General features: G+C 68.5%; 27 protein-coding genes. 13 read left to right on the forward strand and 14 right to left on the reverse strand.

Annotation, left to right across the window (positions count from 1 at the left end):
- Position 1: 1 nt before the first annotated feature.
- Genes BLT23_RS10790 through aroA form a run of 4 tightly spaced genes read right to left on the reverse strand, consistent with a single transcriptional unit; the run spans position 2 to position 3,263 of the window.
- On the reverse strand, positions 2-469 hold the full coding sequence (locus BLT23_RS10790) for a hypothetical protein (RefSeq protein WP_090048152.1): 468 nt from the start codon (positions 467-469) through the stop codon (positions 2-4).
- Positions 469-966, reverse strand: coding sequence for a hypothetical protein (locus tag BLT23_RS10795; protein WP_090048153.1), 498 nt, complete (start codon positions 964-966; stop codon positions 469-471). Before BLT23_RS10795 ends, BLT23_RS10790 begins: the two co-directional genes overlap by 1 nt.
- Before the next feature lie 10 nt (positions 967-976).
- Positions 977-1,993 carry a ribosome small subunit-dependent GTPase A gene (rsgA, locus tag BLT23_RS10800; RefSeq protein ID WP_090048154.1) on the reverse strand — a complete coding sequence of 339 codons (1,017 nt, stop codon included), beginning with the start codon at positions 1,991-1,993 and terminating at the stop codon, positions 977-979.
- Position 1,994: 1 nt separating this feature from the next.
- Positions 1,995-3,263 carry a 3-phosphoshikimate 1-carboxyvinyltransferase gene (aroA, locus tag BLT23_RS10805; RefSeq protein WP_090048155.1) on the reverse strand — a complete coding sequence of 423 codons (1,269 nt, stop codon included), beginning with the start codon at positions 3,261-3,263 and terminating at the stop codon, positions 1,995-1,997.
- A gap of 86 nt (positions 3,264-3,349) precedes the next feature.
- On the opposite strand from aroA, the gene BLT23_RS10810 reads away from it, so the two are divergent.
- The 4 genes from BLT23_RS10810 to BLT23_RS10825 all read left to right on the forward strand — a co-directional run bounded on the left by BLT23_RS10810 (position 3,350) and on the right by BLT23_RS10825 (position 5,932).
- Positions 3,350-4,078 (forward strand): SOS response-associated peptidase, encoded by a 729-nt coding sequence (locus BLT23_RS10810; RefSeq protein ID WP_090048156.1) that lies wholly within the window; start codon positions 3,350-3,352, stop codon positions 4,076-4,078.
- Positions 4,075-4,686 carry an alpha/beta hydrolase family protein gene (locus BLT23_RS10815; RefSeq protein WP_090048157.1) on the forward strand — a complete coding sequence of 204 codons (612 nt, stop codon included), beginning with the start codon at positions 4,075-4,077 and terminating at the stop codon, positions 4,684-4,686. Before BLT23_RS10810 ends, BLT23_RS10815 begins: the two co-directional genes overlap by 4 nt.
- A gap of 66 nt (positions 4,687-4,752) precedes the next feature.
- A complete protein-coding gene (locus BLT23_RS10820; RefSeq protein ID WP_090048158.1) occupies positions 4,753-5,295 on the forward strand; it encodes a DinB family protein in 543 nt (180 codons plus the stop codon).
- 136 nt (positions 5,296-5,431) lie between these two features.
- Positions 5,432-5,932, forward strand: a complete 501-nt coding sequence (locus BLT23_RS10825) for a hypothetical protein (RefSeq protein ID WP_143035891.1) — start codon at positions 5,432-5,434, stop codon at positions 5,930-5,932.
- Here BLT23_RS10825 and ybaK read toward each other — a convergent pair.
- On the reverse strand, positions 5,925-6,404 hold the full coding sequence (ybaK, locus tag BLT23_RS10830; RefSeq protein ID WP_090048160.1) for a Cys-tRNA(Pro) deacylase: 480 nt from the start codon (positions 6,402-6,404) through the stop codon (positions 5,925-5,927). The genes BLT23_RS10825 and ybaK overlap by 8 nt on opposite strands.
- 49 nt (positions 6,405-6,453) lie before the next feature.
- On the opposite strand from ybaK, the gene BLT23_RS10835 reads away from it, so the two are divergent.
- Positions 6,454-7,119, forward strand: coding sequence for a sigma-70 family RNA polymerase sigma factor (locus BLT23_RS10835; RefSeq protein WP_245743887.1), 666 nt, complete (start codon positions 6,454-6,456; stop codon positions 7,117-7,119).
- Positions 7,116-7,376, forward strand: coding sequence for a mycothiol system anti-sigma-R factor (gene rsrA / locus BLT23_RS10840; protein ID WP_090048162.1), 261 nt, complete (start codon positions 7,116-7,118; stop codon positions 7,374-7,376). Before BLT23_RS10835 ends, rsrA begins: the two co-directional genes overlap by 4 nt.
- Positions 7,377-7,440: 64 nt before the next feature.
- On the opposite strand, the gene BLT23_RS42250 is transcribed toward rsrA, so the two are convergent.
- On the reverse strand, positions 7,441-7,515 hold the full coding sequence (locus tag BLT23_RS42250) for a 50S ribosomal protein bL37 (protein ID WP_369809028.1): 75 nt from the start codon (positions 7,513-7,515) through the stop codon (positions 7,441-7,443).
- 54 nt (positions 7,516-7,569) lie between these two features.
- On the opposite strand from BLT23_RS42250, the gene BLT23_RS10845 reads away from it, so the two are divergent.
- A complete protein-coding gene (locus BLT23_RS10845; RefSeq protein ID WP_090048573.1) occupies positions 7,570-9,048 on the forward strand; it encodes a PAS domain-containing sensor histidine kinase in 1,479 nt (492 codons plus the stop codon).
- A gap of 142 nt (positions 9,049-9,190) precedes the next feature.
- On the opposite strand, the gene BLT23_RS10850 is transcribed toward BLT23_RS10845, so the two are convergent.
- Both BLT23_RS10850 and BLT23_RS10855 read right to left on the reverse strand, forming a co-directional pair.
- Complete coding sequence (locus tag BLT23_RS10850; RefSeq protein ID WP_015104912.1) at positions 9,191-9,445, reverse strand: WhiB family transcriptional regulator; 255 nt, start codon at positions 9,443-9,445, stop codon at positions 9,191-9,193.
- A 245-nt stretch (positions 9,446-9,690) separates the two neighbouring features.
- Positions 9,691-10,629: a diacylglycerol/lipid kinase family protein gene (locus BLT23_RS10855; RefSeq protein WP_090048163.1), complete on the reverse strand. Its 939-nt coding sequence runs from the start codon at positions 10,627-10,629 to the stop codon at positions 9,691-9,693.
- Between the two features lie 253 nt (positions 10,630-10,882).
- Between BLT23_RS10855 and BLT23_RS10860 the strand changes: the two genes are divergently transcribed.
- The 3 genes from BLT23_RS10860 to BLT23_RS10870 all read left to right on the forward strand — a co-directional run bounded on the left by BLT23_RS10860 (position 10,883) and on the right by BLT23_RS10870 (position 13,070).
- Positions 10,883-11,284, forward strand: coding sequence for a hypothetical protein (locus tag BLT23_RS10860; protein ID WP_090048164.1), 402 nt, complete (start codon positions 10,883-10,885; stop codon positions 11,282-11,284).
- 95 nt (positions 11,285-11,379) lie between these two features.
- A complete protein-coding gene (locus tag BLT23_RS10865) occupies positions 11,380-12,090 on the forward strand; it encodes a S1 family peptidase (protein WP_090048165.1) in 711 nt (236 codons plus the stop codon).
- A 155-nt stretch (positions 12,091-12,245) separates the two neighbouring features.
- Positions 12,246-13,070, forward strand: coding sequence for an SAM-dependent methyltransferase (locus tag BLT23_RS10870; protein WP_245743888.1), 825 nt, complete (start codon positions 12,246-12,248; stop codon positions 13,068-13,070).
- Positions 13,071-13,118: 48 nt separating this feature from the next.
- Here the strand turns inward: BLT23_RS10870 and BLT23_RS10875 are convergent, their stop codons facing one another.
- The 3 genes from BLT23_RS10875 to BLT23_RS10885 all read right to left on the reverse strand — a co-directional run bounded on the left by BLT23_RS10875 (position 13,119) and on the right by BLT23_RS10885 (position 14,739).
- Positions 13,119-13,544 carry a DUF5684 domain-containing protein gene (locus BLT23_RS10875; protein WP_245743889.1) on the reverse strand — a complete coding sequence of 142 codons (426 nt, stop codon included), beginning with the start codon at positions 13,542-13,544 and terminating at the stop codon, positions 13,119-13,121.
- A 125-nt stretch (positions 13,545-13,669) separates the two neighbouring features.
- Entirely contained in the window at positions 13,670-14,143 is a 474-nt protein-coding gene (locus BLT23_RS10880; RefSeq protein WP_090048167.1) for a GNAT family N-acetyltransferase, read from the reverse strand.
- The gene (locus tag BLT23_RS10885; protein ID WP_090048168.1) at positions 14,143-14,739 is read right to left on the reverse strand and encodes a histidine phosphatase family protein; all 597 of its coding nucleotides are present in this window, start codon (positions 14,737-14,739) and stop codon (positions 14,143-14,145) included. Before BLT23_RS10885 ends, BLT23_RS10880 begins: the two co-directional genes overlap by 1 nt.
- Positions 14,740-14,807: 68 nt before the next feature.
- Between BLT23_RS10885 and BLT23_RS40655 the strand changes: the two genes are divergently transcribed.
- The gene (locus BLT23_RS40655; protein WP_176946686.1) at positions 14,808-14,972 is read left to right on the forward strand and encodes a hypothetical protein; all 165 of its coding nucleotides are present in this window, start codon (positions 14,808-14,810) and stop codon (positions 14,970-14,972) included.
- A gap of 161 nt (positions 14,973-15,133) precedes the next feature.
- Complete coding sequence (locus BLT23_RS10890; RefSeq protein WP_090048169.1) at positions 15,134-17,797, forward strand: alpha/beta hydrolase; 2,664 nt, start codon at positions 15,134-15,136, stop codon at positions 17,795-17,797.
- Positions 17,798-17,940: 143 nt separating this feature from the next.
- On the opposite strand, the gene BLT23_RS39960 is transcribed toward BLT23_RS10890, so the two are convergent.
- Together BLT23_RS39960 and sodN are read right to left on the reverse strand one after the other, a co-directional pair.
- Positions 17,941-20,376, reverse strand: a complete 2,436-nt coding sequence (locus tag BLT23_RS39960; protein ID WP_143035892.1) for an ATP-binding protein — start codon at positions 20,374-20,376, stop codon at positions 17,941-17,943.
- Positions 20,377-20,818: 442 nt separating this feature from the next.
- The gene (sodN, locus tag BLT23_RS10900) at positions 20,819-21,226 is read right to left on the reverse strand and encodes a superoxide dismutase, Ni (RefSeq protein WP_090048171.1); all 408 of its coding nucleotides are present in this window, start codon (positions 21,224-21,226) and stop codon (positions 20,819-20,821) included.
- 99 nt (positions 21,227-21,325) lie between these two features.
- On the opposite strand from sodN, the gene BLT23_RS10905 reads away from it, so the two are divergent.
- Entirely contained in the window at positions 21,326-21,601 is a 276-nt protein-coding gene (locus tag BLT23_RS10905; RefSeq protein WP_281248835.1) for a S24 family peptidase, read from the forward strand.
- Here BLT23_RS10905 and BLT23_RS10910 read toward each other — a convergent pair.
- Positions 21,591-22,190 carry a dTDP-4-dehydrorhamnose 3,5-epimerase family protein gene (locus BLT23_RS10910; protein WP_090048578.1) on the reverse strand — a complete coding sequence of 200 codons (600 nt, stop codon included), beginning with the start codon at positions 22,188-22,190 and terminating at the stop codon, positions 21,591-21,593. The two genes, BLT23_RS10905 and BLT23_RS10910, sit on opposite strands and share 11 nt — an antisense overlap.
- Positions 22,191-22,326 lie beyond the last annotated feature (136 nt).

A 22,326-nucleotide genomic window follows, 5' to 3' on the forward strand; every position in this document is an offset into this window, starting at 1 on the left:
CTCAGGATGTGACAGGCAGCCGTTCCAGGGCCTTGCCGGCGAGGCCCTGCGCGACCTGCCCGACGTGGTTCGGGTCCTGGCCGCGCTGGACGACCCGCAGCTCGATGAGCTTCCCGTCGCTCACCTCGACGACGGCCTCGCACGTCACCTCGCCCGAGGAGCTCTCGCAGCGACGCGTCATCGGGCGCTCCTCGATCACCGCGCCGTAGCCGCCGTCGGCGAGCAGCGGGGCGGAGGCGTCCGCGAACTTCCCCTCCCGCAACGTCAGCCGGACCGTCACGGACTCGAACTTGAACTCGCACGCCCGCTCCGCCGCGGTGGGGGAGCCGGAGAGACGGCCTGCGTCACCGTCCTGCAACAGGGTGCACACGTCGGTGTCGAGGTACGCGGGGGGAGGCGGGGGCTCCGGGGACGAACACGCCGCGAGAGCGCCCAGCAGGGCGAGCGGGACGAGCGGGCGACAGCGCATCAAGACCTCCGGTCGAGCCGTTTCAACACCGCGGTGACCGCCGGACGGGCGACCTTGTCGATGCTGTACCCCGCCGGCGTGCGTTCGGCACGGACGTCCAGCGTGTAGTCCGGGGACAGCTCGGTGACGTAGATGGCCGTGGACGTGTTGCCGCGCGTCTCGACGCCACGCCACGCCCTGCGGCCTTCGAGCGTCAATTCTTCAGTCCTGCGCTCGTACCGTTCGACGTCGTCGAACGCGCTCTGAAGGACCACCACGCGCACGGTCGCGGTCTCGAGCTTCCACTCGCACGACCGCGGCTCGGAGAGCGGCTTGCCGGGCTCCACGAGCTTCTCGTCGGGGAGGTCGGCGGCCTCCAGCAACGAGCAGGCGTCGATCGAGCCGAGGTCACCGCCCACGGGGGCCGCGGTCGCGGGCGGCGGGGACGTGAGGGAGTTGCCGCCGCATCCGGCGAGCAGGGCCACCAGCGCGGCGAGGGGCACGAGTCGCTTGATCACGATGGCAGTCTCACCGATCGGTGTCCGTCCTGTCCGCGTGTTCCTCCAGCCCGGCACGTGACGCGAGCAACCTGCGCAGCGACTCGAGCCTGCCCGGCGCGTCGGGCACCAGCTCGTCGATCCGGCAGCCGGGGTCCTCCGGCGCGCCGAGGTGGCCGCAGCCGGGCGGGCACTCCTCCGCCGCCTCCGCGAAGTCCGGGAACGCCTTCACGATGTCGTCCGGCGTGATGTGCGCGAGGCCGAACGAGCGGATGCCCGGCGTGTCGACCACCCAGCCGCCCTCGGGCAGGCGCAACGCCACCGCCTGCGTCGAGGTGTGCCTGCCCTTGCCGACGCCGGACACCACGCCCACCGCGCGGTTCGCGTCCGGCACCAGCTTGTTGACCAGCGTGGACTTGCCGACGCCCGAGTGCCCGATCAGGCACGACACGGTGTCCGCGAGCCGGGCGCGCAGCACGTCCGGCTCCTCGTCGAACCGCGTCACGACCACCGGCACGTCGAGCTCGGTGTAGAGCGCGAGCAGCTTCTCCGCCGAGCCGAGGTCCGACTTCGTCAGGCACAGCACCGGTTCCAGCCCGCCCGCGTACGCGGCGACCAGGCACCGGTCGATGAAACCCGTGCGGGGCGGGGGATCGGCGAGCGCGCACACGATGACGAGCTGGGAGGCGTTCGCGACGACGACGCGTTCGAACGGGTCCGTGTCGTCCGCGGTGCGGCGCAGGACCGACGTGCGCTCCTCGACGCGCACGATGCGGGCCAGCGTGTCCGGCTGGCCCGACGTGTCACCGACGATGCCGACCTGGTCGCCGACCACCACGGGCGTGCGGCCCAGTTCGCGCGCACGCATCGCCGTGACGACGGCGCCGGACTCCATCGCGCACGTCCACCGGCCGCGGTCCACGCCGATGACCATCGCGGTCTCGGCGTCCGCGTGCTCCGGACGTCTCTTGCTGCGCGGCCGCGTCCCCTTGCCGGGGCGCACGCGCACGTCGGACTCGTCGAGCTTGCGCCAGTCCCGCTTGCTCACGTCACCGAGCCCCCGCGAGCATCGCGTCCCACATGCCGGGGAAGTCCGGGATCGTCTTGGTCGTCGAACCGATGTCGTCGACCGACACACCGGGCACGACCAGGCCGATGATCGCGCCCGCGGTCGCCATCCGGTGGTCGGCGTACGCCTTCCACGTCCCGCCGTGCAGCGGCACGGGTTCGATGACCAGGCCGTCCTCGGTCTCGGACGCCTTGCCGCCGAGCCCGTTGACCTCGTTCACCAGTGCGGCGATCCGGTCGGTCTCGTGGCCGCGGATGTGCGCGACGCCGCGGATGACCGTCCTGCCCTCCGCCAGCGCGGCCAGCGCGGCGACCGTGGGCGTCAGCTCGCTCTCGTCGCGCAGGTCGATGTCGAGCCCGGACAGCTTCTCCGGGCCCCGCACCGTCAGGCCCTCGCCGGTCAGCGTGACCGTGCAGCCCATCCGCTCCAGGATGCCGCGCACCGCGTCACCGGGCTGCGTCGTCGTGGCGGGCCAGCCGGGGATCGTCACCTCGCCGCCGGTCACCGCGGCCGCCGCCAGGAACACCGTCGCGTTCGACAGGTCCGGCTCCACGTGCCACGTCCGCGCCGCGATCGGGCCGGGCTCGACGCGCCAGACGTCGGCGACGCCCGTGTCGACCTCCACGCCGACCGAGCGCAGCGTCTGGACCGTCATGTCGATGTGCGGCAACGACGGCACGGGCTTGCCGTCGTGCCGGATCGTCACGCCCTTCTCGTACCGGGCGGCGGACAGCAGCAGCCCGGAGACGAACTGCGACGAGCCCGACGCGTCGATCGTCACCTCGCCGCCCGGCAGCGACCCCGTGCCGCGCAGCGTGAACGGCAGCGAGCCGCCCTCGACGTCGGCGCCCAGCCCGCGCAGCGCGTCCAGCACGGTCGTCATCGGCCGCACGCGGGCGTGCGGGTCGCCGTCGAACCGGATCTCGCCCTCGGCCAGCGCCGCGGCGGGCGGCAGGAACCGCATGACCGTGCCCGCGAGGCCGCAGTCGACGTCGGCGGGACCGCGCAGCACGCCGGGGGTGATGTCCCAGCCGCCGTCCTCGCGGTCGGCCACGCCGACGCCGAGCGAGGACAGCGCGGCGGCCATCAGCACCGTGTCGCGGCTGCGCAGCGGCGCGTGCACGGTGGACGGCCCGTCGGCGAGCGCCGCGAGCACCAGGACGCGGTTGGTGATCGACTTCGAGCCGGGCACCGGCACGGTCGAGTGGACTGGGCCGGACGCGCTGGGGGCTGACCAGTGCTGAGTCATGCCCGCAATCTTCTCGCACGGGCATCGGGGCAGCTCGCACAGGTGTTCCGGGCGTGGGATCATGGCGACTTCGGAGGTGATCGGATTTGTGCGGTAGGTACGCCTCCACCAAGGACCCGGCGCTGCTGGCGGCCGAGTTCGACGCGGTGGACGGGACCGGCGGCGAGGCGCCCGGCCCCGACTACAACATCGCTCCGACCAAGCACGTGATGGCGGTGGTCGAGCGCAAGCCAGAGGACGAGGAGCTGGAGCGCAGCGTCCGCGTGATGCGCTGGGGCCTCGTCCCGCACTGGGCCAAGGACCTCTCCGGCGCGGCGAAGATGATCAACGCCCGCGCGGAGAGCGTGCTGAGCAAGCCCGCGTACAAGCAGTCCGCGACCAAGCGCCGGTGCATCATCCCGGCCGCGGGCTGGTACGAGTGGCAGCCGGGCGAGGGCCGCAAGCAGCCGTACTTCATCACGCTCGGGGACGACACGTCGCTCGCGATGGCGGGCATCTGGTCCGTGTGGTGGAAGGACGACGTCCCGACGGTCACGTGCGCGGTGCTCACCACGGACGCGATCGGCGCGATGACCGAGGTGCACCACCGGATGCCGTTGCTGCTGCCGCACGACCGCTGGTCGGCGTGGCTGGACCCGGCCTCGCTCGACCCGAGCGAGCTGCTCAGTCCGGACCCGTCGATCGTCGAGGCGCTGGAGCTGCGGCCCGTGTCGACGGCGGTCAACAGCGTCAAGAACAACGGCCCGTCGCTGATGGAGCGCGTCTCGCTGACCGAGGACGAGAAGCCCGCGCCCACCCTGTTCGAGCTGTCGTGAACACGCTGGTGGTGGACACGCCGCACGGGCCCGCGAGGGCCTCGCTGCACTGTGCCCACGAACCGCGTGCCGCGCTGATCCTGGGCCACGGCGCCGGTGGCGGCATCGAGGCCCCCGACCTGGTCGCCGCGTGCCACGCCGCCAACAAGGTGGGCGTGCACGTGGCGCTGGTCGAACAGCCCTACCGCGTCGCGGGCCGCCGTGCCCCGGCCCCCGCGACGCACCTCGACACCGCCTGGCTGGCGGTGGTCGACGACGTGGGCGAACGCTGGTTCGACGGCCTGCCCCTGGTGTTCGGGGGCCGGTCGTCCGGGGCGCGGGTGGCCTGCCGGACCTCGGTCGAGGGCCAGGCCGTCGCCGTGCTGTGCCTCGCGTTCCCCGTGCACCCGCCGGGCAAGCCGGAGAAGTCCCGGATGGCCGAGCTGGACGGCGTCGAGGTCGCGACGCTGGTCGTGCAGGGCGAGAACGACCCGTTCGGCCTGCCGCCGAGGGGCCCGCACCGCGAGGTCGTGCTGCTGGAGGGCGACCACTCGCTGAAGGCGTCGGTCGCGGACGTCGCCCGGTACGTCGGTGAGTGGCTGGACCGGGTGCTGCGCCCGCTCGACTGACGGGCCCTGTCCAGAATGGTCTAAACCAAATGGTGGCACTCTGCGCCGTGCAGTGTGATCCCGGCCATGACTGATTTCGACGAGCAGGGCCGCCCCGAACCACCGCTCGACGGGGACGAGCTCGCCACCCTGACCGGGTTCCTGGAGTTCCACCGGGCCACCCTCGCGTGGAAGATCGCCGGTCTCACCGCCGACCAGCTCCGCCAGACCACCGCGAAGTCGTCGATGACCCTCGGTGGCCTGGTCAAGCACATCGCCTACGTCGAGCAGCAGTGGTTCCACGTCGTCCTGCACGCCCGCGAGCCGCTGGAGCCGTGGGCGAGCGTCGACTGGAAGGCCGACAACGACTGGGACTGGCACTCGGCGGCGCAGGACACGCCGGAACAGCTCGTCGCGCTGTGGCAGGACGAGGTCGCCAGGGCCCGCAAGGCCGTCGAGGAGGCGCTCGCCGACGGCGACCTGGGGCAGCAGGCGAAGCGCCCGCCGTGGCGGGACGGCCGCACGGTGAGCCTGCGCTGGATCCTGACCCACATGGTCGAGGAGTACTCCCGGCACAACGGCCACGCCGACCTGCTGCGGGAAGCGATCGACGGTCAGACGGGCGAGTGAGACCGCCCGATCCAATTGAGACGGACATCGGCCGGAAGTACGGCAAATCATTCCGCGGACAACCGAATTCGAATCGGCTGCGTCACTCAGGTGTAAGGCAACGCTGTTCGAAACGTATTCGGGAGAACGCTTGAACATGCTCCGCAAGTCCGCGAACATCGGCGCACTCGCCGCCACCGCCGCTCTCGTTCTCGGGGGAACGGCCACGGCGCAGGCCGCCGGGACGTCGTCCAGTGCGCCGTGGTGCACCGGCAGCGACCTGGTGATCAGCGCCCACGACATGCGCCCGACGACGAGCCCGAGCAAGGGGCACGTGATCAGGTTCGCCGCCGCCGAGGGCGTCACCTGCACGATCGGCGGCACGGTGAGCAACGTGCGGTTCCTCGACGCCACCGGCCAGGACATGAACGTCGCCCTGACCGGTGGCCAGGGCGAGTACCACGAGGCGACCGTCCACGGGATCTTCAGCGCCGTCATGTACGTGGGCTCGCCGAAGGCCGGCCCGCAGGTGACGCCCGCGTTCGTCCGGTTCGACCTGCCCGGTCAGGGCAGTCTCGGTGACCGGGTCACCACCGCGTGGCCGTCGTCGATCGGCGGGCCGGTGCAGATGACCAACATCATGTGGCCGGTCAGCTAGCGCTGATCGGGGCGACGACCGCGCCGGTGAGGCGGGTCAGGTCGGCAGGCGTGATCTCGACTTCGAGACCACGCCTGCCGGCGCTGCAGAAAATGGTGTCGAAATTCCCGGCGGACTCGTCCAGGACGACCGGGAGGCGCTTTTTCTGGCCGAGCGGAGAAATGCCGCCCGCCACGTAACCCGTGGCGCGCTCGGCGTCGGCGACCGCGGCCATCTTCGCCTTCTTGCCCTTCAGCGCGGCGGCGAGGCCCTTCAGGTCGAGCTGCGCCGTCACCGGCACGACGCCGACCGCGAGCTTGCCGTCCACCTCGGCGACGAGCGTCTTGAACACGCGCTCCGGCACCAGGCCGAGCGCCTCGGCCGCCTCGAGCCCGTAGGACTCGTGGCGGGGATCGTGCTCGTACGAGTGCAAGGTGTGCGCCACCCGCTGCTTGTCCAGCAGCGCTGTGGCAGGGGTCCCACGTCCGGCCATGCGGAATTACTACCAGCACGTCCTTGTTGGGACGTACGTGGCAACCGACATGCTTGAGCGGTCACGCGTAAAGTCAGTCCCGACCCAGCACCAGTGGGAAGGGAGCGCGGTGCCCGCCACCGGCACGACAGAGACGACGGCGGAGCGCGCTGCGCGTTTCGAGCGCGACGCTATGCCCATGCTCGACCAGCTCTACTCGGCGGCCTTGCGCATGACGCGCAACCCCGCGGACGCGGAGGACCTGGTCCAGGAGACGTACCTCAAAGCCTATTCGGCGTTCGCGTCCTTCTCGGAGGGCACGAACCTGAAGGCGTGGCTGTACCGGATCCTGACGAACACCTACATCAACGGCTACCGCAAGAAGCAGCGGCAGCCGCTCCAGCAGCCGACCGACGAGATCACGGACTGGCAGCTGGCCAAGGCGGAGAGCCACACCTCGTCCGGGCTGCGCAGCGCCGAGGTCGAGGCACTCGACAACCTCCCGGACAGCGACGTGAAGGAAGCCCTGCAGCGGCTGCCGGAGGAGTTCCGGATCGCGGTCTACCTCGCCGACGTGGAGGGCTTCGCGTACAAGGAGATCGCTGACATCATGGGCACCCCGATCGGCACGGTGATGTCCCGGTTGCACCGGGGCCGTCGCCAGCTCCGCGACATGCTCGCGGACGTCGCCCGAGACCGTGGTTTCCTGCGAGGCAGCAACGGAGACGCGTCATGAACTGCGGCGAACCCCACGACACCGACTGCTCAGAGGTGCTGAGCGAGGTCTGGCTGTTCCTGGACCGGGAGTGCGACAAGGACCGGCGCGCGGCGCTGCAGACGCACCTCGACGAGTGCCACCCCTGCCTGGAGCAGTTCGGGCTGGAGGAGCACCTCAAGGCCCTGCTCGCCCGCAAGTGCGGCGGTGACTACGCCCCCGCCGACCTCAAGGCGCGCATCAGGGCGACGATCGTGGAGATCCGCGCGGAGGACTGAGAACCTCGCGAGACACACAGAAGGGCCTGGTCACCGTGTCGGTGGCCAGGCCCTTCCGCAGCACTCAGGCGTTGGGGCGCTTGCCTCGGTTGGCGCCGCCCTTTTTGCGGTCGCGGCGCTTGCGAGCACGCTTCGACATGGGTGTCTCCTAGGATCAGAACTGCTTCACCGACCAGTTTCTCATGGAGGAGTTCTGTCTACGCTCACGGACCTGCTGGCCGAGCACACCAAGCTCTCCGGCGCCGCCGTCGACCACCTGCAACTGGTCGTCGCCGAGTGGCAGCTCCTCTCCGACCTCTCGTTCGCGGACTTCCTCATGTGGGTGCCGCTCGACGACAACCGGTTCCTCTGCGTGGCCCAGGCCCGTCCCACGACGGCGCCCACCGCCCACCCGGAGGACGTCGTGGGCAGTGAGGTCGACTCCGAGGAGCACCCGCAGCTGCGCCGCGCCAGGGACGAGTCGAGGATCTGCCGCGAGGAGGACCCGCGCTGGCACCTGGGCGTGCCGGTGCGCAGGGAGACCATCCCGGTGCGGCTGGGCAACGAGGTCGTCGCGGTGCTGAGCCGCAGCACGAACCTGGCGGTGCCGCGCGTGCCGTCGCCGCTGGAGATCTCCTACCTCGGCAGCGCCGCCGACCTGTGCCAGATGGTCGCGGACGGCACGTTCCCGGCGCCGGAGCCGTCGCCGGACGTGCACACCAGCCCGCGCGTCGGTGACGGCCTGATCCGGCTCGACCCGTCCGGCGCGGTCGTGTTCGCCTCGCCGAACGCCCTGTCGGCCTACCACCGCATGGGGCACGCGTCCGACCTCGTCGGCGTGCACCTCGCCCCGCTCACCCGCAGCCTCATCGGCGACCCGTTCGACGCGACCGAGGTGGCCCAGCGCATCCGGCAGGCCCTCGACGGCCAGACGTCGATGCGCATGGAGGCCGAGTCGCGCAGGGGCGCCGCCGTGCTGTTCCGGGCGCTGCCGCTGCGTCCCCGCGGGCAGGCGGCGGGCGCGATCGTGCTGTGCCGCGACGTGACGGAGGTGCGCCGGCGTGACCGGGCGCTGATGTCGAAGGACGCGACGATCCGCGAGATCCACCACCGGGTGAAGAACAACCTGCAGACAGTGGCCGCGCTGCTGCGGCTGCAGAGCCGCCGGCTGACCAACCCGGAGGCCAAGGAGGCCCTCGCCGAGTCGGTCCGGCGGGTCACGTCCATCGCGCTCGTCCACGAGACCCTGTCGATGTCGGTCGACGAACGGGTCGACCTCGACGACGTCGTCGACAAGGTGATCCCGATGATGAGCGACGTGGCCGTCACCGAGACCCAGGTGAGCGTGCGCCGCGAGGGCGGGTTCGGGATCGTGCCCGCCGAGATCGCCACCCCGCTGGTGATGGTGCTGACCGAGCTCGTGCAGAACGCGTTCGAGCACGCCTACGCCCCTGGCCAGCGCGGAGAGGTCGTCGTGCACTCCGAGCGGTCCGCGAAGTACCTCGACGTGACGATCACCGACGACGGCAAGGGGCTGCCGCAGGGCTTCTCGCTGGAGCGCACCGACCGCCTCGGTCTGCAGATCGTGAGGACCCTCGTGGACTCCGAGCTGAGGGGCTCTTTGAGCTTGCGGCGCAGGCCCCGAGGCGGTACAGAGGCGGTCCTGCGCGTACCGCTCAGGGGGCGACGCTAAACTGACCTCCGTGCACACGTGACGGCCATCCTCAGCGGTCTCACGTGGTCATGCGGGAGGGTGTGCAAACAAAGGAAGAAGCCCGACACCTGGCACGGTGTCGGGCTTCTTCTCTAATGCCTACTAGCGGCGAACAGCCTGCTCAGGCGTTGCTGCGGGCACGCGTGCGAGCGTTGCGGCGCTTGAGGGCGCGGCGCTCGTCTTCGCTCATCCCGCCCCAGACGCCGGCGTCCTGGCCGCTCTCCAGCGCCCACGCGAGGCAGTCGGAGACGACGGGGCAGCGACGGCAGACGGTCTTCGCCTCGGCGATCTGAAGCAGCGCGGGACCACTGTTCCCAACGGGGAAGAACAGCTCGGGGTCCTCGTCGCGGCAGATCGCGCGGTGGCGCCAGTCCATTGGAACTACTCCTCAGCTAGGCGCGCACAAAGGCACGCCGGTTGTCAGCGGTCGTTTTTGGGGTGCTTGTGAATGCTTTCACGAACTTCTGGGATGTCAAGGGGTAAGCACTGACCCGGTGAGTGAACTCACCCAAAAGATCGACAGCGTTCACCTGGGGTTTCACGCTGTGCTGTCACTCGACTGCAGTACATCCCGGGTGAGTACCAGGACGGTCACGAACCGATCACGGAGTGTCAAGTTGCTTATACGGCAACAGTCAACGCGTCGGGGACCGCTCGGAACTCCACCGCAGTCGTCGTGCCGAGGAAGTCACCGTCGACCTGGAGGTTGGCGGGTTCCTCGCACTTCACTCTGACATAACCGACGTCGTCGCGCCGAACGAGTTTCCCGCTCTTCGGGTTGCCCGTGGCCAGCACCTGGGCCACGAAACGCCCCGCAGTCGGCACCCGCAGCGTCTTGAGCGCGCTCAGGCCGAGGCCGCCGTCGAACGACGTGCTGGGGTTGAGCCGGATCGCTTTGTCGCCGAAGTACGTCCACGGGTCGGTGTTCGACACGAACACCATGCCGACGTCGTCGAACGGCGGTTCGTCCGGGATCTCGACGGTGAAGTGCTGCGGCTTGCGGAGGTTCTGCGCATACGCCTTGAGCGCGACGCTCAGGTAGAGCGCGGGGCTCGCGTGGTGGCCCTTGGCCCGCTTGTGCTCGACGCCCGCGACCACGTCCGCGTCGAGGCCCATGCCCGCGTTGAAGGTGAACCAGCGGCCGTCGCCGTCGAGGACGTCGGCGAAGACCTGGCCGAGCCCGATCCGCCGCCGGGTGCCGTGCTCGATCGACTGGAGCAGGACGTGCGTGGCCTCGACCGGGTCGCGCGGGATGCCCAGGGCGCCCGCGAAGACGTTGGCCGAACCGCCGGGAACGACGCCCACCATCGGGCCGTCGGGGCGCGGGCCGCCGCGCAGCACGCCGTTGACCACCTCGTTGACCGTGCCGTCGCCGCCGTGGGCGATGACGAGGTCGAAGCCGTCCGCCGCGGCCTGGCTCGCGGCGTCGGCGGCGTGGCCCCGGTAGGAGGTCTGGACGATCTCCAGCTTCACGTCGCTGGCGAGGGCGTGCGCCAACACGTCACGGCCCGCCGGCGTCGTAGTCGTCGCCTGCGGGTTCACCACGAGAAGAGCGCGCACTACTTGAGAGTAAGACAGTGCGTGACCGTCGGCCTCGCGCATGTCCTCCCTCAGGGTGGCCTCAGCCTCACGAAAGTGGCGCAAATCTCCCTTCTGTCGGTGTCGCGTTCACCTCGCAGCCGAGTGCACCCCGGACGACCGCCGGCTCGCTGAGGAGGCCCCTTGATCTTCCCCCGCGGGACGTGCCGGGCGAGCCGTCCAACCGGGTGGCCTACGATCCGTGACCAGGTACAGAACGTGAGGAAAGGCCCCCGTGACCACTGCCACCCCGGCACCGCCGCGCCCGGTCCGCATCGCCGCCGCCCTCACCTTCCTGGAGGGGCTGGGCGGCATCGCGCTCGCGGTCGCCCTCGTCGTGCGGGTCGTCCAGGGCGCGCAGCCCGCCGGCCAGGTGCTCGGCGCCGCCGGTGTCCTGACGCTCTGGTTCGGTGCGGCGATCTTCGCGGCGGTGCTGCTGTTCCAGGGCAAGCACGGCGCGCGCTCGCCCGTCATCGTCACGCAGCTGCTGCTCCTGGGCTGCGCCTGGTACGCGTACGGCCCCTCCGAACAGCAGCTCCTCGGCGCGCTGGGCGGCTTCTACTGCGTCATCGTGCTCGTGCTGCTGTTCACCAACGAGGGTCGTCGCTGGGCGCTCGGGATCGATTCCGCGAACTGAGACAGCCGACGAACGGAGGGTGGTCAGCCTCATACCTACGGGTGAAGCTGTGCGTGGTTGCTTAACCACTCCCTGCACTCAAGAGGTGACCAACCATGCGTGTTATCACCGCGATCGCGGGCGCCCTCCTGGCGGCGCTCTCCCTCGCACCGGTGACGGCCTCGGCCGCTCCGGACGACCCGAACATGTCGCCGATGATCATCGGCGGCGGCTACGCGTCCAACTTCCCGTACGCGGCGCGGCTCTTCGTGAACGGGCGGGAGAACTGCTCCGCCACGAAGATCGCCCCGACCTGGATCCTGACCGCGGAGCACTGCGTGTCCTCCTCGGGCACGTACACGTTCCGCGCGGGCAGCCTGGACCAGACCTCGGGTGGCCAGCTCGTCACGGGCACCCAGATCATCAAGCACCCGTCGGCGGACCTGGCGCTCGTGCGGGTCGGCTCGACGATGTCCTCGCCGTTCGCGCCGCTCGGCCAGAGCGTCTCGGCCGGTCAGACCGTGCAGATCTACGGCTGGGGCGCCACCTGCACCGGCCAGCCGGAGATCAACTGCCAGTCCCGCTACCTGAAGGTCGCGGACACGCGGGTCTCGACCACCAACGGCCGTGACTACCGCGGTGGCGTCGCCATCAGCGTCCGCCGGATCAACGGCATCGCCGCGGGTGGTGACTCCGGCGGCCCGATGTTCGCCAACGGCCGCCAGATCGGTGTCGCCTCGACCTCGGACCGTTCGAGCGTCTCGAACTACACGAGCCTCAACAACTCCAGCTACCGCAGCTGGATCCAGCAGTACGCGGGTGTGTGACACCCCGTCAGGTCAGCGGTAACCCTGCGATGGCCCTCGGCTCCGGCCGGGGGCCATCACCCTGCGTGTTCACGAATGGTGGATGGACACGAACGGAGTAGCCAGCTACCGTGCCTCCAGCGTTCGCGCCGCTCGGGAGCAGGGTGAGGTGCGCAGTGCAGGACGGCTTGCGGCGGGTGACGGCACACGGCGACTCGGAACGCCCCAACCAGGCCCGCCTCTTCGACTACTACCTCGGGGGAGCGCACAACTTCGCGGTCGACAGGACGCTCGCGGAGGAGAGCATCGCGAAGTTCCCCGTCGCCGAGATGGCGCGCACGATCAGGTCGTTCTCCCGGCGCGTGGTGCGGCTGTGCGTCGAGGAGTACGGCATCCGCCAGTTCCTCGACCTGGGCAGCGGCATCCCGACCGCGGGCAACGTCCACGAGGTCGCGCAGTCGGTCGACCCGTCGTGCAGCGTCGTCTACGTCGACCACGACCCGATCACCGTCGCGCACGCCCGCACGATGCTGCGGGAGAACCTCAACGCCGCCATCGTGCAGGCCGACGTCTGCGACGTGGGCGCCGTGCTGCGTGATCCCGAGACCCGCAGGCTCATCGACTTCACCCAGCCGACCGCCGTGCTGATGGTCGGCATCCTCCCGCACATCACCGACGAGCCCGCGGGCGTCGTCGCGCGCTACCGGGCCGCGCTGTGCGAGGGCAGCGTCATCGCCCTGACGCACCTGACGAAGGACGTCGAACCGGACGTCGTCGGCAGGCTGGTCGCGCTCGCGCACAGCCTGGGCACCCCGCTCGTGCCGCGGTCGAAGCAGGACGTGGAGGAGCTCCTCTGCGGCGTGCGGCTGCTGGAGCCCGGCCTGGTGCTCGCGGCGCACTGGCGGGCCGACGGCGAGCTGCCCGGCACGTCGGCCACGGCGGACGCCTCCACCTACGGCGCCGTCGGCGTCGTCGTCGAACAGGCCGAAGGCCGGGCCTGAGCCGCGGGTCGCGGTGTCAGGCCCGGCCTTCGCGGTCGGTCAGGCGGTTCAGGCGCCGTAGCCGTAGCCGGGCTGCCCGCCCCCGAGGGCAGCCGGACCGCGGTACTGCGCGTTGCCGAACGCGAGGATCGCGTAGCCGATCAGGCTGAACAGCCACAGGCCGACGACGCCGAAGACGGTGTCCTTCGCGAACGACTTCGCGATGTCGATCGACACGATGACCGACATGACGACGTTCACGAACGGGATCAGCATCAGCAGCAGCCACCAGCCGGGACGGCCGGCGATCTTCAGCCACACGTAGATGTTGTAGATCGGGATGATCGCAGCCCAGCCGGGCTGGCCGGCCTTCGTGTTGACCTTCCACATGACGATGATGCCGATCACTGCGATGATCAGGCTGATCACCAGGAAGAAGCCCGAGACGGCTGCGAGCGCAGTCGTGTCGATCTCGGTGGTCGGGTCAGTACCCACGGTCGTTCCTTCTTTCCACGCTTACTGGTGCCGGGGGATCGGCGAGCGGGGACGCTGCCAGCACCGTGCGCGGGTCCAGAGTGGAATTCCCGTTTCGTGAGCCTTTCGAGACCTTCCGTCAACCTTCAGCGCGACGCGCCCAGCTCCTGGAGTGCCTTGCCCTCCACACGCATCACCGTCCACTCGTCCATCGGGACGGCACCGAGCTTCTCGTAGAACGCGATGCTGGGCGCGTTCCAGTTGAGCACGGACCACTGGAACCTCGTGTACCCCTGGGCGACGCACTCCTGTGCAAGTGTTTCCAGCAGCTGCCTGCCGATGCCGCTGCCGCGGTGTTCCGGCGTGACGTAGAGGTCTTCGAGGTAGATGCCGTGCACGCCGTCCCACGTCGAGAAGTTGAGGAACCACAAGGCGATCCCGACGACCTCACCGTCCACTTCGGCCACATGGCCGAACAGCGCCGGGTTGTCGCGGAACAACGCCGTGTGCAACTGCTCCGCGGTGAGGAGGCACAGCTCCGGCGCCTTCTCGTAGAGCGCGAGCTCGTGCACGAGCCGCACGGTGGCGTCGATGTCACGCGCCTCGATCCGCCGGATCATCACACCTCCCACGCCGGGACGTTCAGCCTGCGCACCTGGGGGTCGCCGCGTTCGTCGCCCAGCTGGCAGGTGCCGGCCGGGTCCAGTCCGAAGTGGACGCCCTGGTCGGGGGCGAGGCCCAGCCACGCCGCGATCAGCACGCGGCTGAAGTGGCCGTGGCCCACGAGCACCACGTCACCGCCGGGCAGGATCCTGCGCACCTCGTCGAGCACCTTGCGGGCCCGCTCCTGGACCTCGGTGTGCGACTCGCCGTTCGGCATCGGGTGCGTCCACACCGTCCAGCCGGGGACGCGCTCGCGGATCTGCGGCGTGGTGATGCCCTCGTAGTCGCCGTAGTCCCACTCGGCGAGGTCCTCGGTCGTCGCGGTCACCTCCAGCCCGGCCAGCTCCGCGGTCCTGGTGGCCCGCCGCCGCGGGCTCGTCAGCACGAGCGCGGGCGCGGAGTCCGTGCCTCTCAGCCGGGCGAGCGTGGCGCCCGCCCTGCGTGCCTGCTGCTCGCCCTCGGGCGTCAGTTCGATGTCAGTGCGTCCCGTGTGCCTGCCGGTCTCCGACCACTCGGTCTGGCCGTGGCGCAGCAGGTAGAGGTGGGTGCTCACCTGTTCGATCCTAAGGAGTGACGGCGCGCACGTTTGGACGAGTCCACCCAAGAGGTACCCCCCTCGCCATGACTGCCGACCACCCGGACCGCCGGGTCCCCGAAGAAGAAGTGGACCCGCAGGAGATCCGCGAGGCATTCGGCGTCCGCATCGCCAGAATCCGTGCGGAACTCACGTCGACGTGGAACAAACTGCGTCAGAACGAGCGGAATCTCGATGGGCGGGACCATTAGGCCCTGCTCTGAGCTGCGTCAACCCCGCCATTCGTCTCTTTGATGAACCGATTGGCGTAGTACTCACGTCTGGTTGTGGTATTCGTCGGCGGCTACTGGCCGGTATGTCATCGGGCGCCGATAGAACGGAACGGATGTCCTTTTCCTGAGAGGACCCGTTCATGCGTCGTTCCATCACGCTCGTGCTCCCCGCACTGCTGGTAGCGGTGCTCCCGGCGCTGCCGGTGTCGGCCGCGCCCGACCCTCCCTCACCACCCGGCTGGACCCTCACCGGCGACGAGGTCCGGTGGACCAGTCCCACCGCGATGCCCCCGCGTGACGCGGGTGTCGAGTTCTGGGAGGGCGAGCGCTACCTGGGGCTCGCCAGGGAGTCGTCCGACCTGCGGTCCTTCACGCTGAAGGCCGCTCTGCACAACCCGGCCGCACTCGAGGTGAGATCGGCGGGACGCCGGATCGACGTGGCCGAGCCCGCGTCGCCCGGCCAGGCCGTGGCGGGGCTGCCAGATCTGCGACCGGCGGCGGACGCAGATCCCGGCACCCCCGGCCCGTACGCGACCCGCACCGGTGAGTACTCACTCGACCCGGTGACATTTCCGGGATACCCGCAGGCCCTCGAGATGGACGCGGTGGTCGTCGCCCCCGTAGACGCTCCCGGCGAGCGCCCGCTCGCGCTCTTCCTGCACGGCAGGCACGTCACCTGCTACGACAAGAACGACCCGAACGGGATCGCGCTCGCCTGGCCGTGCCCGGAGGGCCTGACGGCCGTGCCGAGCCACAAGGGCTATTTGAAGGCGCAGCGGCTGCTGGCGTCGCAGGGCTACCTGACCGTGTCGATCTCCGCGAACGGCGTCAACGCCCAGGACTCCGACGTCGACGCGGGCGCCCAGGCGCGGTCGACGCTGGTGCGCCACCACCTGGCGAAGTGGGCGGACTGGACCTCCGGCAGCGGGCCGGTCCCCGACGTCGTGCGGGACTCGGCTCCAGCCGACCTGTCGAACGTGCTGCTGGTGGGCCACTCCCGCGGCGGCGAGGGCGTCAACCGCGCCGCGACCGACAGCCTCACCCCGCCCCCCGGCGACACCGGGTTCAGCGGCCCGGTGCGCTGGAACGTCCGCGGCACCGTGCTGATCGGCCCCACGATCTTCGGCCACAACCCGGCGCCGGACGTGCCCTCGGTGACGTTCCTGCCCGGCTGCGACGGCGACGTCTCCGACCTCCAGGGCCAGATCTACCTGGACCAGACCCAGGGCGTGAGCCGCGGCGAGGCGCTGCACAGCGCCTTGTACATGATCGGCGCGAACCACAACTACTTCAACAGCGAGTGGACCCCCGGCCAGGCGGAGGCCCCGGCGTTCGACGACTTCGTCTCCCCGCCGCCGGACGAGGTGTGCCAGCCCGGCGCCGCGACCCGCCTGACCGCGGACCAGCAGCAGACGATGTCCGCCACCTACCTCGCCGCGTCCGCGCGGCTGTTCCTCGCCGGTGACGAGTCCGTGCTGCCGCTGCTCGACGGTTCGGGCGTCCGCGCCCCGTCCGCCGACCCGGCCCGCGTCCTCTCCCACGCCGTCGGCGGCGACCGCAGGCCGTTCGTCGTGCCGGCGACCTCGACCGAGGTGTCCGGCGGCGCCCGCCTGTGCGAGCAGACCTCCACCGACGCCACCGTCGCGTGCATCCCCGTCCCCACCGTCCGCTCCCCGCACTTCGCCGTGTTCCGCGGCGCCGTGGCCCAGCCCGACCGCGTCTCGGTCGCCCTGACCTGGTCCGAAGCGGGCCAGGCGAGCGTCGTCCAGCCCGCGGAACCGGTGTCGCTGAGCGGCTACCAGGACCTGGCGCTGCGCCTGGCCCTCCCGCCGAACGCGCCGGAGTCCGAGTTCGGCGTCGCGGTGACCGGCCAGGACGGCCGCAGACACGACCTCGGGTCCGTCTCGGTCACTGGCCTTCCCGGCACCATGAGGACCAGCTCGCTGTGGGCCCAGGAGGTGCGCGTCCCCCTGCCCGGCGGCATCGGCGACGTGACGGCGCTGGAGCTCGTCCCGCGCTCCGCGTCCGGCGAGGCGTGGCTGATCGACGCCCACGGCCGGAACGAGGGCCTCGTCCCGGTCGTCCCGACGAACCTCGGCCGCGTCGACACCGCCATCACGGAGGTCGACGAGGGCGACTCCGGCCGGCGGACGCGGAACGTCGTGGTGACCGCGAACGGCGACGGCACAAGGGTGTTCCGGCTGTACTACGTCGGTCCGGGCGAAGCCCCCGAGTCCAGGCTCGTGACGCTCCAGCCCGGCCAGACCCGTGCGGTCGTGCCGATCACCTACGAGGGCAACACCCGGTGGAGCGGGGACGTCCGCCACAGCGTCTCGGTGCAGGCGGTCTCCAACGCGGTGGCCGGCGCGGCACTGGGCCAGCTGCTCGTGCGCAACGACGACCCGGTCCCCACGATCACGGCCACCCCGATAGCAGGCCGCGCGACCGAGGGCGAACGGCTCAGGTGGAGCCTCACGCTGTCCGCCGCCGCAGACTCGCTGATCGCGCTGCGCGCCACCCCGGTGGCCCCCGAGTCCGGCACCGAACTGTCCACAACGGACGTCGACCCCGACTGGTTCCGGTCGAAGACGGGCGAGGAGCCGGAACCGTCCCGGCCGTTGTCGTCCACCGGTCTCGGCCTCGTGCCGGTGTTCAACCCGGGCGTGACCTCGATCGAGGTCGAGGTTCCGACCGTGCCCGACACCGAGGCGGAGGGGGTGGAGGTCCTGCGGCTGCGGTTCGAGGGGCTCCAGCCCAGCGGCGGCACGTTCGAGGTGACCGGTGAGGTGACCGACGGCGACTGACCGGGGTTCCCGGTTTCCCGGCGAGACGGCGTCGCGTCCCCTGCGGGAGCGGCGCCGTCTCGGCACTCAGCCCTGTTTGGGTGCGATCTCACCGAGGTAGCCGCGTACCCACCGAGGGCCAACTCCCGTGACGTGGCTCGGTTTTACTCGTTCCATTGAAGGCGGTCTGAAATCCTTGCTATCTCGTTCCCGAGGTGCGTACTGTGCTCTCGCCAATTCAAGGACGGGTTGGGAACTGAAGACTCCACCGTCCGCCACTGGTTGTCCAGGTATGCCCGGAAATGACCTGCCCTGCGCAGTCTGTCTATGATTGAGTGTGCATCGGAAATAATTCTCCTGTAAGCATCGTCGACTATTGGTGTGTCGACCACTACTGCATCAAGATACGCAAACATTCCTGCGAGTACCCGAGCCGTGTAGACCCCGGCCGACGTAACTCGGATATGTTCGACTCCGCTTACGTTGCGCGCACGAGGCGACCTCTCCAAGATGCCTTTACGCACTGCTCTCTCTACGGCCCAGGCGATCTGATCAGCACTGAAGCCGCTTTGTTGGCCATATGTGTAAACGTCATCACTGGAGACAAAGCCCTCAGTTCCTGCCCTGTCTCCAGAGGTCTCGACGTATGCAAGAACCAGCAGAAGCAAGAAGTGCTCTCGCCCATCGGGCTCGGAGATGTCGAAGATGTTCGCAATCGGTGAGGAGTCAGGCTCGTAGTGTTCGTAGTCGCCGTAGATCGTGGCCCGCAGGAACTCATGTAGTGGGATGTTGTAGTGCTCGCTCTGAGTGTAGATATCGACAATTTTCCGGGTGTCGACATGGCCGCTTCCGATGAAAGAGGATACGAAGCTCAGTGCCAGCCTGGTGTTTCCTGCTGAAAGGTTGTCGATAAGCCTGACAAGATTCTCGTTGTGCTCGAAGTTGTTCAGGAGCACTTCAAGGCAGGCGGTCAAAGAGTCAGATTCGAGAGTGACTTGAGGGTTGAAGCTTGGAAGTATCGATGGATCTTTGAGTACATTAAGGGCAAAGCTCGTCCGTTTCTTCAGGACGACATCCACGCGCGGCGGTGCGATCGTGAAGACGCGAGGCTGATAAGCCGAAAGCGTACCTTCGCTCCTGGAGCGATAGAATGTGTCCGGGCGCAGAGAGACGAATACCGTCGCAGGCCACTCGCTGGCGAGTGATTGAGCAATGAGAAAGACCTGTTCCTGGAGTTCCGATGCGTGCTGGTCTATGTTGTCCAGGAATATGACTACCTGCTTCTGCATACTTCCGCGGAGATGCTCCATTGAAGCCAGCAGGTGGGAGGCGCTGTCGGACGTGAGGCGAGCAAGATGGTTCAAGCGTTCGCGCCGGTAAGCAACTTCATCAATTTCGCGAAGTTCGCCGTAGATTCCCTTGTCAAATCGATTTAGTGCGCCGTGATGCACTGCTTCGACAAACTTGCGGTCGTTGATGTCGATGTCGTACTTCTCGCGGAATTGCCGGATCACGTCCTGGATGACGAATTCGCGCAGGTCCGACATGAGGGCCGACTTCTGCCCGAAGTCGACATAGAACACCATGGACTGCTGAAACACTTCTTTCGCGTCCACGTTGACCAAGTGTCGAATGAACATCGTTTTTCCAACGCCCACATCGCCGAGAAGAATGATTGGGCGTTTGCTGAGTCCCGACGCAAGGATGTCGCCCGCAAGGTTCGGGCTTATGCTGCCACCGCGGGCCGCTGCGGGCTCAGTTTCAAAGTTCGAGTCCGATTCGTGGAGGAGCGAATATCTGTTCTCGAGTATTTGCTTGCTGAGCATGGCGTATTGCGATAGGGCACCGCTTGTGGCGTAGGTCGCGCGAAGAAATTCCTCTTCAAGCTCGGCCGTTCTTGTCAGATCCTCGAGAAATAGTTCGGCAAGGATCTGCAGCCCAACCCGGATGTCATTTCTGCGCTTTATTCCAGGGTAGTGTGGGATAGATGCGGAAAGTGGCGCCGGCGCGGACTTCTTGCCGCCCTCTTTGAGAGTTACGTGCAGGTTCCGTGCCTCGATGCCCGGCTTTGACAGGTTATCCCAGAAAAGTCGGAAATTCTCTCTCATGGCGGAGAGGCTGGGAAATACGAGTGCGTTGCCTTTCAGTGGCGGCACCCCGTCGGTTCGCACGCCGAGAAAGGCGACGATTTGCAGGCCATTACACGCTACCGCGAGGGACACCCCTCGGGATGCGCAGTAGCCGGCCACTTGTTCCGCAGCCGCCTTGAGCGGTTTTCCTGCTTCGCCGTCCGTGAGGTTGACCAGTCGCTGGATGGTGGAAGTCAGTCCAGCCGGGACCGAGAAGTGCTGGCCCTCACGTTTGGCTTCGACAATTAGTCGTGTAAAAGGCCGGCCGATGGAATAGTCGACGTACTTTCCTTCGTGTGCCGTCTCGGTTTCTATCTCTGCCAGCGGCCAAGCGAGGACCTTGGTGAGAAGCTGATCGATAAGGTGCAGCCGTGTCGTTGCCTCGTTGCGTTGAACTTCTGCAACATTTTCGGCCGCCCAGGCGATGAGTTCGTCCAATGCGGCTTTACCTTGATCGTACGGCGTACTCACGATCGCCTGCTCCCACCTTTAGGCCGACGAGACCCCGGCCCTTTGCTGAGGGCGCTGACGAGATGGTATCCCCATGTCACAGTGTGATCATCTGCCGACCGGCGCACCCCGATGGTTGAGTCCACGCACGCTGCCGGGCGGTCACACTGTGATCTCGGGTCGTGTCACCGATCTGATCCGCGAGCCGCGGTGCGGGCGATCAGTCTGTCAGGGCGCGAGTGGTTCCTGGCTGAGTGCGGACCTCGTCGCGGTGCAGACCAAGCCCTGGCCACGTGTGGTAGCGCGTTGATCTTGGGGGAGTGTCTGAGCACTTCCACTTCGCACCGTCCACAAGGGCGAACTTGGGCCGTCTGGGGCCGTTCAGCAGCCCCCGATGACGAGAAACGACGCTGACCTGCGAAAAAGTTCTTCGCAGGTCAGCGTCGTTTACAAGGCTTCGATCTCAGCCCTGCTTGGTCTCCCAGAAGATCTTGTCGATCTCCGCGATCAGGTCGAGCAGCTGCTGTCCGGTGGCCGGGTCCATGGAACCCTTGGTGCCGGAGGCACCCGCCGCCTTGGTGGCGCGGTTGAACAGGTCGTGCAGCTGGGGGTACTTCTCGAAGTGCGGCGGCTTGAAGTAGTCCGTCCACAGCACCCACAGGTGGTGCTTGACGAGCTCGCTGCGCTGTTCCTTGATCAGGACGGCGCGCTCCCGGAACTCCGGGTCCTCGTTGGCCTGGTACTTCTCCTGGACCGCCTTGACCGACTCGGCCTCGATGCGGGCCTGCGCGGGGTCGTAGACACCGCAGGGCAGGTCGCAGTGCGCGGTGGCTTCGACGCGCGGGCGGAGAATGCGCGACACGAGTCGCATCGTTCCTCCCAGAATGAACAAGTGGATGCTCCGACATCCCGAACCCTACTCCGGCCGACCGGAAGGTGATCGTTGAGACCACGACTCTCGACCGTGCTCGTGCGCGGGCCGTCGATGGCGCCTGCCCTGCGCGACGAGGACATCGTGCTGGTCAGATGGGGTGTGGCGCCCAAACCGGGGCAGATCGCTCTCGTGCGGTGGGAGAGTCGGCCCGATCAGCTGTCGATAAAACGTGTCTCTCATCGCGTCGGCGGGTTGTGGCACGTCGTCGGGGACAACCCGTTCGCGAGCACCGACTCCGAGCAGCTCGGGCCGGCCGAGGTGCTCGGAGTCGTCAGGGCGAGGGTGTGGCCGCGGCCCGCGTTCAGGCTTTGAGCGACGCGTAGAGCGCGAGGCAGTCCTCGTAGCGGGGGAGCACGCCCGCCTCGTACGCCTCGGCCAGGGTGGGGGCCGCGACGTCCTTCTCGGACAGGTGGAACTCGAGCTCGCGCGGCCACGGCAGGTCGAGGGCCGGGTCGAGCGGCGTGAGGCCGTGCTCGCCGGACGGGTTGTAGGACGTGGAGCAGAGGTAGTTCATCGTCGTGTCGTCCTCCAGCGCGATCATCGCGTGGCCGAGGCCCTCCGCGATGTAGACGGCGTTGGACTTCTCGGACGTCACCAGCACGGCGTCCCACTGGCCGAAGGTGGGGGAGCCGACGCGGATGTCGACGACCACGTCGATGAACGAGCCGTGCGGGCAGAAGACGTACTTCGCCTGGGACGGCGGGACGTCCGCGTAGTGGATGCCGCGGATCGTGCCCGCGCGGGACACGCTGTGGTTCGTCTGGGCGAGCCGGAGCGGGTGCCCTACCGCCTCGACGAAGGCGGCCTCCTGGTACGGCGAGACGAACACGCCGCGGTCGTCGGGGAATCTTCGGGGGGTGAACTCGAACGCGCCAGAGATTTTCAGCGGACTCGCCTGCATGTCCGTCACTCTAAGGCGTCAAAGTTTCTTGACCGATCGGGTGCTTCCTGCCTGCAGAAACTGACCGGTCGGTTCAGAAAACCGGACGGACGTCTTGTTACATGCCCTCTGACCTGCGGAAAAAGTGTGATCCCCG

Source organism: Lentzea fradiae (assembly GCF_900100955.1).
Classification (GTDB): Bacteria; Actinomycetota; Actinomycetes; order Mycobacteriales; family Pseudonocardiaceae; genus Lentzea; species Lentzea fradiae.

What these genes read in the sequence shown, in the direction of transcription:
- BLT23_RS10790 (WP_090048152.1), bottom strand. Translation starts at nt 469, where the DNA reads ATGCGCTGTCGCCCGCTCGTCCCGCTCGCCCTGCTGGGCGCTCTCGCG.
- BLT23_RS10865 (WP_090048165.1), top strand. Translation starts at nt 11,380, where the DNA reads ATGCGTGTTATCACCGCGATCGCGGGCGCCCTCCTGGCGGCGCTCTCC.
- sodN (WP_090048171.1), bottom strand. Translation starts at nt 21,226, where the DNA reads ATGCGACTCGTGTCGCGCATTCTCCGCCCGCGCGTCGAAGCCACCGCG.
- BLT23_RS10835 (WP_245743887.1), top strand. Translation starts at nt 6,454, where the DNA reads ATGCTTGAGCGGTCACGCGTAAAGTCAGTCCCGACCCAGCACCAGTGG.
- BLT23_RS10820 (WP_090048158.1), top strand. Translation starts at nt 4,753, where the DNA reads ATGACTGATTTCGACGAGCAGGGCCGCCCCGAACCACCGCTCGACGGG.
- BLT23_RS10890 (WP_090048169.1), top strand. Translation starts at nt 15,134, where the DNA reads ATGCGTCGTTCCATCACGCTCGTGCTCCCCGCACTGCTGGTAGCGGTG.
- BLT23_RS10910 (WP_090048578.1), bottom strand. Translation starts at nt 22,190, where the DNA reads ATGCAGGCGAGTCCGCTGAAAATCTCTGGCGCGTTCGAGTTCACCCCC.
- BLT23_RS10880 (WP_090048167.1), bottom strand. Translation starts at nt 14,143, where the DNA reads ATGATCCGGCGGATCGAGGCGCGTGACATCGACGCCACCGTGCGGCTC.
- rsrA (WP_090048162.1), top strand. Translation starts at nt 7,116, where the DNA reads ATGAACTGCGGCGAACCCCACGACACCGACTGCTCAGAGGTGCTGAGC.
- ybaK (WP_090048160.1), bottom strand. Translation starts at nt 6,404, where the DNA reads ATGGCCGGACGTGGGACCCCTGCCACAGCGCTGCTGGACAAGCAGCGG.
- BLT23_RS10825 (WP_143035891.1), top strand. Translation starts at nt 5,432, where the DNA reads ATGCTCCGCAAGTCCGCGAACATCGGCGCACTCGCCGCCACCGCCGCT.
- BLT23_RS40655 (WP_176946686.1), top strand. Translation starts at nt 14,808, where the DNA reads ATGACTGCCGACCACCCGGACCGCCGGGTCCCCGAAGAAGAAGTGGAC.
- BLT23_RS10850 (WP_015104912.1), bottom strand. Translation starts at nt 9,445, where the DNA reads ATGGACTGGCGCCACCGCGCGATCTGCCGCGACGAGGACCCCGAGCTG.
- aroA (WP_090048155.1), bottom strand. Translation starts at nt 3,263, where the DNA reads ATGACTCAGCACTGGTCAGCCCCCAGCGCGTCCGGCCCAGTCCACTCG.